General features: G+C 70.8%; 12 protein-coding genes. 9 read left to right on the top strand and 3 right to left on the bottom strand.

The annotated features are described in order from the left end of the window. The first annotated feature begins 29 nt into the window (after positions 1–29). The 4 genes from ABZ939_RS27735 to ABZ939_RS27720 all read left to right on the top strand — a co-directional run bounded on the left by ABZ939_RS27735 (position 30) and on the right by ABZ939_RS27720 (position 5,827). Positions 30–455 carry a MarR family winged helix-turn-helix transcriptional regulator gene (locus tag ABZ939_RS27735; protein WP_361860715.1) on the top strand — a complete coding sequence of 142 codons (426 nt, stop codon included), beginning with the start codon at positions 30–32 and terminating at the stop codon, positions 453–455. 112 nt (positions 456–567) lie between these two features. Further along, positions 568–1,074 carry a DinB family protein gene (locus ABZ939_RS27730; RefSeq protein WP_361860712.1) on the top strand — a complete coding sequence of 169 codons (507 nt, stop codon included), beginning with the start codon at positions 568–570 and terminating at the stop codon, positions 1,072–1,074. A gap of 159 nt (positions 1,075–1,233) precedes the next feature. Beyond that, positions 1,234–3,492 (top strand): VCBS repeat-containing protein, encoded by a 2,259-nt coding sequence (locus tag ABZ939_RS27725; RefSeq protein ID WP_361860709.1) that lies wholly within the window; start codon positions 1,234–1,236, stop codon positions 3,490–3,492. Between the two features lie 106 nt (positions 3,493–3,598). Further along, positions 3,599–5,827, top strand: coding sequence for a VCBS repeat-containing protein (locus ABZ939_RS27720; protein ID WP_361860706.1), 2,229 nt, complete (start codon positions 3,599–3,601; stop codon positions 5,825–5,827). Positions 5,828–5,900: 73 nt separating this feature from the next. Here ABZ939_RS27720 and ABZ939_RS27715 read toward each other — a convergent pair whose 3' ends face one another. Next, the gene (locus ABZ939_RS27715) at positions 5,901–6,281 is read right to left on the bottom strand and encodes a VOC family protein (RefSeq protein WP_361860703.1); all 381 of its coding nucleotides are present in this window, start codon (positions 6,279–6,281) and stop codon (positions 5,901–5,903) included. Positions 6,282–6,663: 382 nt separating this feature from the next. On the opposite strand from ABZ939_RS27715, the gene ABZ939_RS27710 reads away from it, so the two are divergent. Continuing rightward, positions 6,664–8,850, top strand: a complete 2,187-nt coding sequence (locus tag ABZ939_RS27710) for a VCBS repeat-containing protein (RefSeq protein WP_361860700.1) — start codon at positions 6,664–6,666, stop codon at positions 8,848–8,850. Here the strand turns inward: ABZ939_RS27710 and ABZ939_RS27705 are convergent. Further along, positions 8,804–9,241, bottom strand: a complete 438-nt coding sequence (locus ABZ939_RS27705; protein ID WP_361860697.1) for an ATP-binding protein — start codon at positions 9,239–9,241, stop codon at positions 8,804–8,806. The two genes, ABZ939_RS27710 and ABZ939_RS27705, sit on opposite strands and share 47 nt — an antisense overlap. Before the next feature lie 91 nt (positions 9,242–9,332). Here ABZ939_RS27705 and ABZ939_RS27700 point away from each other — a divergent pair, with 91 nt between their 5' ends. Both ABZ939_RS27700 and ABZ939_RS27695 read left to right on the top strand, forming a co-directional pair. Further along, positions 9,333–10,196 carry a helix-turn-helix transcriptional regulator gene (locus ABZ939_RS27700; RefSeq protein WP_361860694.1) on the top strand — a complete coding sequence of 288 codons (864 nt, stop codon included), beginning with the start codon at positions 9,333–9,335 and terminating at the stop codon, positions 10,194–10,196. After that, positions 10,193–10,435: a DUF397 domain-containing protein gene (locus ABZ939_RS27695; RefSeq protein ID WP_361860691.1), complete on the top strand. Its 243-nt coding sequence runs from the start codon at positions 10,193–10,195 to the stop codon at positions 10,433–10,435. The genes ABZ939_RS27700 and ABZ939_RS27695 overlap by 4 nt, the downstream gene beginning before the upstream one ends. Before the next feature lie 15 nt (positions 10,436–10,450). Here the strand turns inward: ABZ939_RS27695 and ABZ939_RS27690 are convergent, their stop codons facing one another. Beyond that, positions 10,451–10,840, bottom strand: a complete 390-nt coding sequence (locus tag ABZ939_RS27690; RefSeq protein WP_361860689.1) for an SSI family serine proteinase inhibitor — start codon at positions 10,838–10,840, stop codon at positions 10,451–10,453. A 48-nt stretch (positions 10,841–10,888) separates the two neighbouring features. Here ABZ939_RS27690 and ABZ939_RS27685 point away from each other — a divergent pair, with 48 nt between their 5' ends. Continuing rightward, positions 10,889–11,521: an HAD-IA family hydrolase gene (locus ABZ939_RS27685; protein ID WP_361860686.1), complete on the top strand. Its 633-nt coding sequence runs from the start codon at positions 10,889–10,891 to the stop codon at positions 11,519–11,521. 131 nt (positions 11,522–11,652) lie between these two features. After that, positions 11,653–12,876 (top strand): serine/threonine-protein kinase (locus tag ABZ939_RS27680; RefSeq protein WP_361860683.1); only part of this gene is annotated, 1,224 nt, incomplete at its 3' end.

The following is a 12,876-nucleotide window of genomic DNA, read 5'->3' as shown; positions in this document are numbered from 1 at the left end:
ATGAATTGTCAACGGGTATTTTCGGGGCCATGGAGGCCATGGAAGAGTCCCGTCCCGATCTCGCGGCGATGGTCGTGCCACTGGGCCGCGCCCTGATGGCCGCGGAACAGCCGGTCCTGGACGCCCACGGCGTGACCATGTGGGCGTACGCGGTCCTGCTGCACCTCGACGAGACGCCCATCCGCACCCAGGCCGCCTTGGCCGAGGCCATCCGGGCGGACAAGACCCGCATCATCGCGGTCCTCGACGACCTGGAGACGCGCGGACTGATCCGCCGCCGCCCGGACCCCTCGGACCGCCGGGCGCGCCTGCTCTCCCTCACCCGCGAGGGCCGCGAGCTGCGGGACACCGTGCAGGCGGAGATCCAGCGGGGCGAGGAACGCCTGCTGTCCCGGCTTCCGGCGGCGGACCGGGAGGCGTTCGTCCGGGCCCTGCGGATCCTGACCACCGACTAGGTGAACTCGGCCGTCTCCCGGCCATGTCACCGGCCGCGCGGTCCGTCCCCGGCGCCTCCTCGATGGCCCACTGGGTGGAGCACACCGCACCGCCGAGCGAGGAGTGAGTGACATGAGGAGCGCCGACCTGCTGCTGGACGCGTTCGGCCGCGTCCAGGAAGCCGTGTACGGAGCCGTCGAGGGCCTGACGGAGGACGAGCTGACCGTCAGGATCGACGAGGACGCGAACACGATCGCGTGGCTGGTCTGGCACCTGACCCGGATTCAGGACGACCACATCGCGGGCGCGTTCGGCACGGATCAGCTGTGGACGTCCGACGGCTGGAAGTCCCGCTTCGGCCTCCCGTTCCCCGCGGGGGCCACGGGTTTCGGCCACTCCAGCACCCAGGTCGCCAAGGTCCGTGCCCCGGCGGAGCTGCTGCTCGGCTACTACGACGCCGTCCACGCCAGGACCCTGGAACACCTCGGGTCCGTGACCAACGCCGACCTCGACCGCGTCGTGGACGACTCCTGGGACCCGCCGGTCACCCTCGGCGTCCGCCTGGTGAGCGTGATCGCGGAGGACAACCAGCACGCGGGTCAGGCGGCGTACGTGCGGGGCGTGGTGGAGCGGCGGTAAAGATCGTGACGGGTGTCCCGGAGGTTGCTATCCTCCGGCCAACGTCCACGGAGGCGATGATCCGGATGGGGGGAATCCTCCGGCCGCCTCCGTGTCTTCCGACCGCCGTCCCGCATTGGGTGGGGTGCGCGCGGTCGCCTCAAGGGGAGGGCCCGTCCGTTGCACCACTCTCATGTCTTCTCGCCCGCCTTCCGCCGCAGACTCGCCGTCGCGGTGGGCGTCGCACTCGCCGTGACCGCGGCCGCCCCGGCGGCGGCCGCCCCGGCGCAGGCCCTCGCGCCCGCGCTCGCTTCGGCCGCGGGGGCGGAGGAGGCGGCGGTGGTTCCGTTCCCGGGCGACTCCCGCATCATCAGCGCGGGTTCGACGGGCTTCATGACCGCCGGCCGGACCGAGTGGCTCTGGACGAATTTCGCCGACGGATCCTCTACGGCGCTGCCGTACACCACGCACGTCTACGGAACCAGCGCTTCGGACGCGGTTGTCGTCCACACGGACGGGCTCTTCACGCTCAAGGACATGTCCACGGGATCGGAGGTGCTGAGCGTCGCCCCGCGCTCGTTCCACACCAATGCGACGTACGCCGGAGCCGTGGGAACATCCCTCTTCGTACGGGTCCCCGACGCGGCCGGGGGCGAGGAGCTTCTTCTCGTCGAGAAGACCGGCGGTACGCAGTCCCACCGGAAGGTGTCCGGCCTGCCGGCGAACGCCACGAAGGTGTCCGCCTCAGCAGGCACGCCCGACCACGCCCTGCTGACGTACCGCACCGGCACCGAGCCGACGAGCAAGGCGTACTGGGCCCTGCTGGACCTCACCACCGGTGCCGTCACCCAGACCCGCGAGATCGTCTCACCACGGCAGCCGATCGGGGACGTCGAGCTGTCGGCCACGCACGTGGCCTGGGTGGAGTACCGCTCCGCCACCGACACGAGAGTGGTCGTCACCGACCGGGCGTCCGGAACGACGCAGGAGATCCCGCTGGGTGCCTCCACGAGTGCCGTCAGCATCGGTCTGGTGGGGACGTGGGTGACGTACGGGCAGGCCGGCGGCCTCTCGTCGTACGTACCGCACGCGTTGAACGCGGTGACCGCGCGGTCCCTGGAGACCGGTGCGACGCGCAAGCTCCTGGACCACGTCGAGTCGGCCGCCACCGCGCCGGACGGCACGCAGCTCGTACGGGGCGGCACCGTGGCTCAGGGAGAGGGGCTGTACCGGATCTCCCCCGGGACCGACGGCACCCCGGTCGTCGCACTCGTGGCGAGCACCGGCCAACCCACCAAGGTCACGCTGCGAGGCGGCCCCCGCTTTCCCGCCGTGATCGACCTCGACCGCAACGGCGGCGTGGTGCCCATGGCCTGGCCACTGTCGCGGTCCAACGTCCTGGCGGATGTCACGCTGCGCCATAACCGGACCGGGGCGACGCAAGAGGTGCATTTGCTCACCGGCGCCGACCTCGACCCGGCTGCCACCGGGCTCGACGGTGTCGTCTGGGGCGACTGGATGGGCGATGTGTCGGACAACGGCACGTCGAGCAGTGCGCCGAACGGGGCGTACACCTGGACGCTCACCGCCAAGCCGCAGAACGGCATCGGCCCGAACCTGGTCACCTCCGGCACGTTCACGGTCACCCGCAAGACCGCCCCGCACGACTACAACGACAACGGGTCCCCCGACCTGCTCCGGCGGGACTCGTCGGGCCGGCTGTGGCGTGACGACACGCACTCGTGGAACAACGAGGTCCAGCTGTCCAAGAGCGCGCTGCTCGGCAGCGGCTGGGGCGGCTACAACCAGATCGAGGCGGTCGGCAACATCGCCGGAGCCCCCCACGGCGACATCGTCGCGCGCGACACCGCCGGCGTCCTGTGGCACTACCTCGGCAAGGGCGACGGCACCTTCGCCCCCCGCTACAAGATCGGCACGGGCTGGCAGGGGTACAACAAGATCACCGGCGGCAGCGACCTCAACGGCGACGGAAAGTCCGACCTCCTCGCCACCGACGGAGCGGGCGCCCTCTGGCTCCACAAGGGCACCGGCAGCTGGAGCGCCCCCTTCGCGCCGCGCGTCAAGCTCGGCACGGGCTGGCACGGCTACAACCAGATCGTCGCCACCGGCAACGTCGCCGGCGCCCCCGCCGGAGACCTCGTCGCCCGCGACACCGCCGGCGTCCTGTGGCTCCACCTCGGCAAGGGCGACGGCACCTTCGCCCCGCGCATCAAGATCGGCTCCGGCTGGGGCGGCTTCAGCCAGCTCGTCGGCGTCGGGGACGCCAATCGCGACGGCCGCCCCGACCTGGTGGCACAGCGCCCCGACGGTCCGGCGTACCTCTACAAGGGCACGGGCAGCTGGAGCGCGCCCTTCCGCCTGCCTGAGGAGATCGGTGGCTCCTGGGGCACGGCGTCCTCGCACAACCACCTCGCCTGATCGCCGCCGCCGAGAACGTCGAACGCGCGTACAACCTTCATCCGTGATCGAGAGTCTGACCAGGCGCAACGCATGGTGCGCCTGGTCATCCTGAGGAGAACACACCTTGTCCCACGCACGTCCCGCCCGCCGTCGGCTCACCGCAGCCGTCGTCACCGTCCTCGCCGTCACCGTCGGCGCGAGCGCGCTGACCGCCCCGGCGATCGCCGCCCCGGCGGCCGAGGGCACGACGGAAGCGGCAGCGACCACGACGAGCGTCGCCCCGTTCCCGAAGAAGAGCACCATCTTCGGCGCGGGCGCCACGGGCTACCTGACCCTCAGCCAGACCGCGCCCTACGGCGAGGAGGCCTACTCCGAGACGCGGTACTGGGTTCCGGCGGACGGCTCCCCCGCGACGGAGATCAACTGGGGCGGCAAGGTCGAGAGCACGGGCTCGGGCGACATCGTGGCCGTCAACTGGGGCACCGGTGCCGACCTCATCAACATGGCGACCGGGCAGAAGCTGCGCTCGGTGCAGCTCGGCGGCGACGTCACGTACGCGGGAGCGGCGGGCAAGGCCCTCTTCACCACCCTGTTCAACGCGTACGGGGACCGGCTCATCCACATGAACGCGGTCGGCGCGACGGGCAAGATGACGACCGGCTTCCCGGGAGACGCCACGAGCGTCGGCGTCAAGCCCGGCACGGCCGAGCACGCCCTGGTGACCTACACCATCGGCACGGGCGCGACGGCCAAGAAGTACGTGGCCACGCTCGACCTCGCCACCAACGCGGTGACGGAGACGTACGAGCTCCCGGCGACCGCGAAGGGCACCATCGCTCTCTCGGCGACGCACCTCGCCTGGGTCGAGTACGACGCGGCGTACAACGTCACCGTCGTGGCCGTCGACCGCGCGACCAAGGCGGCGCAGAACTTCAAGGTCGGCAACGCCTGGCGGCGCGACGTCGAGGTCGGCCTGGTCGGCGACTGGGTCACGTACGGCACGCGCAGCGGCCTCACCGACCTCGAGAAGGACCCGCTGTACGCCCTGACGGCTCGCAGCCTGAAGGACGGGGTCACCACCCGCAAGCTCCTCGACCACACCCTCACGGCCGCCGTCGCACCCGACGGCGCGCAGGTCGTGCGCGGCGGCACGGTCGAGCAGGGCGAGGGCCTCTACCGGATCGCCCCGGGCGTCGACGGCGTCCCGGTCGCCACGCTCGTGGCGAGCAGCGGCGAGTCCACCAAGGTCGCCCTGCTGGGCTCCAAGGTCCCCGCCGTGATCGACCTCGACCAGAACGGGGGCCGGGCGCAGTTCGAGTGGACGGTGTCCCGGTACAACGTGCACGCCAAGGTCACCCTGCGCCACGTCCGGACCGGCAAGTTCTTCAGCTTCACCGTGACCCAGCCGCCGAACGACGTCGTGCGCATCGACTGGACGGGCCAGCTCAACGACGGCAAGTTCGAGAGCGCGTACAACGGCGACTACACGTGGGAGATCGACGCCACGCCCATGAACGGCATCGGGCCGAACCTGGTCGCCTCCGGCACGTTCAAGGTCGTCCGCAAGGCCACCCCGCACGACTACAACGACAACGCCTCCCCGGACGTGCTCCTGCGCGACGGCTCGGGCCGGCTGTACCGCGCCGATTCGTACTACGACAGCTACAACCGCCAGCTGATGTCCGGGGAGCAGAAGCTGCTCGGCAGTGGCTGGGGTGGCTACAACCAGATCGAGGCCGCCGGGAACATCGCCGGAGCCGCCCACGGAGACATCGTCGCCCGCGACACCGCCGGTGTGCTGTGGCACTACCTGGGCAAGGGCGACGGCACCTTCGCCCCCCGGTACAAGATCAGCTCCGGCTGGGGCGGCTACAACAAGATCGCCGCGGGCAGCGACCTCAACGGCGACGGCAAGCCCGATCTCGTGGCCACCGACGCCTCGGGAGCCATGTGGCTCTACAAGGGCACCGGCAGCTGGAGCGCCCCGTACGCGGCCCGCGTGAAGATCGGCACGGGCTGGCAGGGCTACAACCAGATCACCGCGACCGGCAACATCGCCGGAGCCGCCGCCGGCGACCTCGTCGCCCGCGACAGCGCCGGTGTCCTGTGGCTCTACCTCGGCAAGGGCGACGGCACCTTCGCCTCCCGCGTCAAGATCGGCTCCGGCTGGGGCGGGTACAGCCACATCGTCGGCATCGGCGACGCCGACCGCGACGGCCGCCCCGACCTGTTCGCGACCAACGCCGCCAACACCGACACGTACCTGTACAAGGGCACGGGCAGCTGGAGCGCCCCCTTCGGCCAGCGCGAGGCCACCAGCATGCCCAACAGCAGGCCCACCTCCGTGGCCTGATCCGACGGCACGAAAGCCCCGGGCGGGACGTGGTGACCACGTCCCGCCCGGGGCTTTCGGCTACGGCTCCGCTCTAGAGGTACGGGCGGGTGATCAGCTCGATCGCGTGACCGGCCGGGTCCTTGAAGTACACGCCCCGGCCGCCGTGCTCGTTGTTGATCTCGCCCGGGCGCCGCATCTGCGGATCGGCCCAGTGCTCGACATCGCGATCACACAGCCGCCGGTACGCCCGGTCGAACAGCTCGTCGTCGATCAGGAAGGCGTAGTGCTGCATCTGGATCTCGATGTGCGGCGGCGGCGTCGCGAACTGGAGCAGCACGCCGTCGGTGAGCTGGATGTTGGTGAACGGCCCCCAGGACGGCGCTTCGGGAAGTTCCAGCAACTCCCGGAAGAACAGAGCCGATTCGCCGCTGTCCTTGGCGGCGATGATGGTGTGGTTGAACGTGACTGACATACGGTTGACCTCGCTGTTGGTTCGACACGAAAGATGGACTCGAAGTGCGGGAGCACTGGGAGGTCCGCGAGAACCGCGTGTCGGAACGAGGGGGTGCGTCGAGCGCACCCGCCGTGCGATCAGTCCACCACCGGGTGGCCAATCCGTGAGTGGCGCGTCTGCGCCGGTCCGGTGTTCACGTCAGTGACTCTACCGACCGCCCGCCGGCGTCACAGGTCAATTTCAAGTCGCACCTGTCACTCGTACAACTCTTCTACCCAGTAAGGGGTCTGACGGTGCGTGGCGCACGGTGCGCCTGGTCCCTCAGGGGGAGGAACAGTCCTTGATCCACGCTCGGCCCACCCGTCGACAGCTCGCCGTAGCCGTCGCCACCGTTTTGGCCATGACCACGGGCGCGCTGACCGCCGCTCCGGCCTTCGCCGCACCCTCAGCCGCACCCTCGGGTGCGGTCGCGGGGACGACGGCCGAAGCCGCCGAGGCAGGCACACAGAACGTCATCCCGCTTCCCACGGACGCGAAGGTCGTCGGCGCGGGTGCGACGGGATTTCTGACCAGGACCTACCACGACGGGTACGCCGAGCAGCACTGGACGTCGTTCGCCACCGGCGCCGTGACCGACCTGGGGTGGAGCGTCGGGGTGCAGAGCACCGGCTCCGGGGATGTCGTGAGCGAGATCTCCCAAAGCAATGTCCGCCTCGTGGACATGAGCACCGGCACGCGGCTGCTGGACCTCGACCGCAGGACGCTGGGCGACGGCGTGCGGTACGTGGGAGCCGCCGGCAGGGCCCTCTTCACCTCCGCCCCCGAGCCGACGACCGGGGACCAGGGCCTCGTCATGCGCGACAGGACCGCCGATCGTGCGGTGACCGGCCTGCCGCAGGGCGTCACGGCCGTCTCCGTCCGTGCGGGCACCTCCGAGCACGGGCTGGTGACCTTCACGACGGGTACGGGTACGGCCGCCAAGCAACATCTGGGCCTGCTCGACCTCGCCGGCGGCGCCGTGACCCAGACGTACGACTTCCCCGCTGCCGCCGCGAACGGCGACCTCACCGTCTCGGCGACACACATCGCCTGGGTCCAGTACGACGCGAACCACCGGGGGACGGTGGTCGTCCTCGACCGCGCCACCGGCGAGAAGCAGACCTTCGGTCTCGGTGACGCATACGCGGGCGAGGTCGAGGTCGGGCTCGTCGGCGACTGGGTGACGTACGGCGAGCGCGGAGGCTTCGCCAACGGCGATGCCAGCCCCCTGTACGCGCTCACCGCGCGCAGCCTGACGGACAAAGCCAAGGCCCCCGTCAAGCTCCTCGATCACCTCGCATCGGCCGCCGACGCGCCCGACGGCACGCAGCTGGTCCGTGGGGGCACGGTCGCCCAGGGCGAGAGCCTCTTCCGGATCGCACCCGGTCCCGACGGCACGCCGACGGCCACGGTCGTGGCGAGCACGGGTGAACCGACCAAGCTCACCCTGACGGGCCACAACATCCCCGCCGTGATCGACCTCGACGCCAACCGGGGCCGGGTACCGCTCGAATGGCAGCTGTCCCGGAGCAACGCAGAAGTCAAGATCACCCTGCGTCATGTCCGGACCGGCAAGACCGCCACGGCAGGCGTGTACCACCCTGAGACCCCGGTCGCCCGCTACGACTGGTGGGGCGATCTGGACACGAGCCGCAGCGCGTACAACGGCGCGTACACCTGGGAGATCTCCGCCCGGCCGCTCAACGGCATCGGCCCGACCCTGGTCGCGTCCGGAAAGTTCACCGTCACCCGCAAGACAGCCCCGCACGACTTCGACGACGACGGCACGCCCGACGTGCTCGCCCGGGACGGCTCGGGCAGGCTCTGGCGCAACGACTCCTTCTACTCGCCGTACGCCAACTACGGTCAGCTGGTGGAAGCGGGAACCACCCTGCTCGGCAGCGGCTGGGGTGGCTACGACCAGATCGAGGCCGCCGGCAACATCGCCGGCGCCCCCACCGGAGACCTCGTCGCCCGGGACAAGAGCGGTGTCCTGTGGCACTACCTCGGCAAGGGCGACGGCACCTTCGCCCCCCGCTACAAGATCGGCGGGGGCTGGGGCGGCTACAACAAGATCGCCGCGGGCAGCGACCTCACCGGTGACGGCAAGCCGGACCTCGTCGCCACCGACGCCGCAGGGGCCCTCTGGCTCCACAAGGGCACCGGCAGCTGGCGCACCCCCTTCACCACCCGCGTGAAGCTCGGCACGGGCTGGCACGGCTACAACCAGATCGTCGCCACCGGCAACATCGCCGGCGCCCCCGCAGGCGACCTCGTCGCCCGGGACAAGAGCGGTGTCCTCTGGCTCCACCTCGGCAAGGGCGACGGCACCTTCGCCCCCCGCATCAAGATCGGCTCCGGCTGGGGCGGATACAGCCACATCGTCGGCATCGGCGACGGCGACCGCGACGGCCGCCCCGACCTGTTCGTCGACAGCCCCGACGGCAGCTACTTCTACCCGGGCACGGGCAGCTGGAGCGCCCCGTTCCGCGGGCGGCAGCTCAGCGGACTGCTCTTCGGAAGCACCCGGTTCGACCCGATCGCCTGATCGGGACCGTCGCCCAGACGGTCTTGCCGACACAGCGGGCCTTGACGCCCCAGGCGGTGGCGAGGGCGGATACGAGCAGCAGCCCGTATCCGCCCTCGTCCGGTACGGCGACGGGCTCGGGCTCCCGCTCGCCGCGGGTGTCGGAGACTTCGATCCGTACGTGATCCTCACCCCGCTCCATCCGCACCTCGAAGTCCCGGCCGGGAACGCGACCATGCGTGGCGGCGTTGCAGGCGAGCTCGGCGACGACCAGCTCGGCGGCGTCGGGGTCCGGCACGCCCCACTCGTGGAGCTGCTGCACGGCGAGCAACCGCGCGAGCCGGGCGCCGCGGCGGGTGGCCGACAGACGGAGGACGAACTCACTGGTTGGAGTGGCGTTTTCGGACTTCATGACCCTGAGCCTGGGCCGTCCGCCGTACGCTGACCAGCAGCGACGCCACGACGCTGGGTAACTGTACGGGTACGCCAAGAAGGCGGTACGGATGTCGGGGAACGAGGAGGAACGGCCGGAACGGCCGTCCGAAGTCGACGGTACGGCGCACTTGTTCAGTGCGCTCGGGAAAATCATCAAGGTGCTGCGGAAGAACGCGGGCCTGAGTCAGTCGGAGCTGGCGGAGGCCACGCACTGCAGCGAGGACCTGGTCTCGTCGGTGGAGCGCGGGGTACGGACACCCCAGCCGGACTTCCTGCTACGGGCGGACCAGGCGCTGGGCGCCGGGGGCGTCCTGGCGGCGGCGGTGGAGGACGTGAGGGAGGCGCTGGCGAGGGCGCGGACGCGGCACCCGGACTGGTTCAGACGCTTTGCCGACGCGGAGGCGCAGGCGGTGGCGCTGCACTATTACGCAGTGCAGGCCGTGCCGGGCATTCTGCAGACCGAGGCTTACGCGCGAGCAGTCTTCAGTGAGCGTCGCCCGCTGTACGACGAGGAGACGATCGAGAAGCAGGTCGCCGACCGCCTCGCCCGTCAGACCCTCTTCGAAAAGTGGCCTGCGCCCACCATCAGCTTCGTGCTGGAGATGGCGGTCTTGAACCGCCCGATGGGCGGTCGCGATGCATTTCGCGAGCAACTGCGCCGCATTCTTGAGGTCGCCCGCTTCCGGACAGTCCACCTTCAGATCATGCCGTCCGAGCGCACGGAACATCCCTGCTTGGGCGGGTCGTTCACTCTGTTGACCCCGAAGGGTCGGCGTGAGGTCGCGTACACCGAGATCTACGGGCACGCCCGGCTGATCACCGACCCGGAGGAGGTGCGCACCTACACGGAGCGCTATGGAATCATCCGGGCGCAGGCACTCACGCCCCACGAGTCCCTGGCGCGGATCGAGAAGATGCTGGGAGAGCTATGAGCACCACGGAACTGACCTGGTTCAAGAGCAGCTACAGCGACGGCGAGGGCGGCGAATGCATCGAAGTCGCCTACCACTGGCGCAAGTCCAGCTACAGCGGCGGCGAGGGCGGCGAATGCATCGAGGTCGCCGCCCACCCCACCACCGTCCACGTCCGCGACTCGAAGAACCCGCACGGCCCCCAGCTGGCCGTCGCCCCCGGCACCTGGGCGTCGTTCGTCTCGTACGCGTCCGTCTGAACCGACCGCCGTGCGTCAGAACGCGAAGACCTTGCCCGTCTTCGCGTTCAGGTCGCAGGAGTTCCCGAACTGCTTCTTCCACCTGACCGGGGCGTTGTCGAAGATGCCCACCGCCTCTGCCACCACCGGTTCGTAGATCATCGGGCAGATCGCGTCGGGGGCGGTCGTCAGCTTGTCGAAGTCACCGCCCGCGTCGTGCAGGGCATCGCACGCGAGCGCGGCGTTGGGGTGGTTGCCGCCGGTCGGGCGGCACCCCAGGTAGACCTCCTTCACGTCGCCGGTCGCCCCGGACGTGATCGTGAGGAGGATCCGGGTGAGCGGCTTCGGTGTGGCGTCGGCCGCGCCCGCCAGGCCGAGGCCGGCGAGGGTGGCGGCGGCCAGGGCGTATGCCAGGGTGCTCTTCATGCCCCGGCCAACGAGGGCTTCGATTCCAGGTCACTAAGCTCCACCCGCGTGACCAGCAAATTCATCCTCTTCGACGTCGACGGCACCCTCATGGACGCGGTCGCCAACCAGCGGCGCGTCTGGCATGCCTGGGCGGCGCGCCACGGGCTGGACGGGGACGAGGTGTACGCGGTGGCGCTGCGTACGCGGCCCGTCGAGACGTTCGCCGCCGTGGCGCCCGGCCTCGACCCGGACGCGTGCCTCGCGCTCCTCCACGACCTGGAGGACGAGGACGTCCGTACGGGCACGTACTCCGCCTTCGACGGTGCGGCCGAGCTGCTCGCCGCTCTCCCTCCCCGCTCGTGGGCTCTCGTCACGTCCAACTACGAGCACCGGGTCCGGGGCCGCTTCGAGCGCACCGGGCTCCCGCTCCCCCACCTGATCGTGGACGCCGCGTCCGTACGCGAGGGCAAGCCGTCCCCGGCTCCGTACCTCCTGGCGGCCGAGAAGCTGGGCGCCGATCCGGCCGACTGTCTGGTGGTCGAGGACGCGCCCTCCGGCGTCCGCTCCGGGCTCGACGCCGGGATGACGGTCTGGACGGTGAACACCCCGGCGCCGGCCCCCGGCTCGGGCGCCCACCGTCACTTCGAGACTCTGTCGGCGGCCGCGCCCGGCATCCTGGCCTTCGCCCACGCGTCCTGACCGTCCCTAGCCGGCACGGCCCCGGCTCCCTGGAGGCGTGGCCGTGCCTCCGCAACCTCTCAACCCTTGTGCCACTTCTGTGACTTGACGAGCGATACCGATCGTAAGATAGCTCGGCTACCCTTTGGCTCATGCAGGGGGAACTGGAAAACAACTCTAGTTTGAGCGGCAGCGGGGCCACACCGCTGGAGTCGGGCGACCCCCGACAGATCGGCGCGTTCAAGCTGCTCGGCGTACTCGGCTCCGGCGGCATGGGGCGGGTCTATCTCGGGGCCGTGCCCGGGAAGTTCGCGGCGGTCAAGCGGGTGCTGCCCGTGCTCGCCGAGGACCCGGACTTCCTGAGTCACTTCGGGCACGAGCTCGACAATCTGGCCCGGCTGCCCGGTGGGGCCAGCGTGCGGCTGCTCGCGAGCGACCGCACCGCGAAGCCGCCGTGGTTCGCGACCGAGTACATCCCGGGGATCACCCTCAACGAGGCGATCAGGCTCAACGGCGGCCCGCTGGCGGGCGGGGCCCTGTGGCGGCTGCTGCGGGAGGCGGCGGCCGGCCTGCGCTCCGTACACGCTGCCGACATGGTGCACCGCGACCTCAAGCCGTCCAACGTGATGCTGACCTCCGACGGCCTGTCGCTCATCGACTTCGGCGTGGCGCGCGCCGCCGACCAGAGTCGGCTGACCAGGACCGGCATGGTCATCGGGACGCCCGCGTACATGGCGCCGGAACAGGCCATCGCCGAACCGCAGTTGACCGGTGCCGCGGACGTGTTCGGGCTCGGCAGTCTCCTCCTGTACGCGGCGATCGGCCGCCCGCCCTTCGGTGACGGCTCCGGGCCCGGTCTGCTCTACCGGGTCGTCCATGGGGAGCCCGACTTCGGGCCGCTCGCGGACACGGATCCGGAGCTCGCGGAGCTCGTACGGTCGTGCCTTGCCAAGGACCCCGCAGACCGGCCGACGGCCGCCGAACTCGTCGACCTCACCGCCGAACACGCCGAGGGCGCGCTGTGGCCGCCGGCCGTCGCCGAGCGGATCGCCGAGCGGTCTGCCTTCGCAGCCGAGGCCCCCACGGCCGAACAGCTCGCGGAGCTCGCGGACGGAGAGGACGGCGATCAGGCCGAGGACGTCGGAACGCTGGCCCTCACTCCGCGCGGCTCGAAGGAGCCCGCGACCGCGGCGCCCGACCTGGTCGCCCTCACCGGTCCCGCCGCGGCCGGCAAGCCGCATGGGCGACGGAACCGGTTCATCATGCTCGCCGTGCCGGGCGGCGTGACGACCGGCCCGACGATGGCCCAAGCCCGCGGGCCGGGCGAGGTGGGGCGGCAGGGGGGCGGGCCCCCCCCCCGCGCCCCCCCGCCCGGC

Source organism: Streptomyces sp. NPDC046712, from assembly GCF_040645695.1.
Taxonomy (GTDB): Bacteria; Actinomycetota; Actinomycetes; order Streptomycetales; family Streptomycetaceae; genus Streptomyces.
The sequence above is the reverse complement of the archived record's forward strand: the minus strand, read 5'-3'. Positions and strand labels throughout refer to the sequence as shown.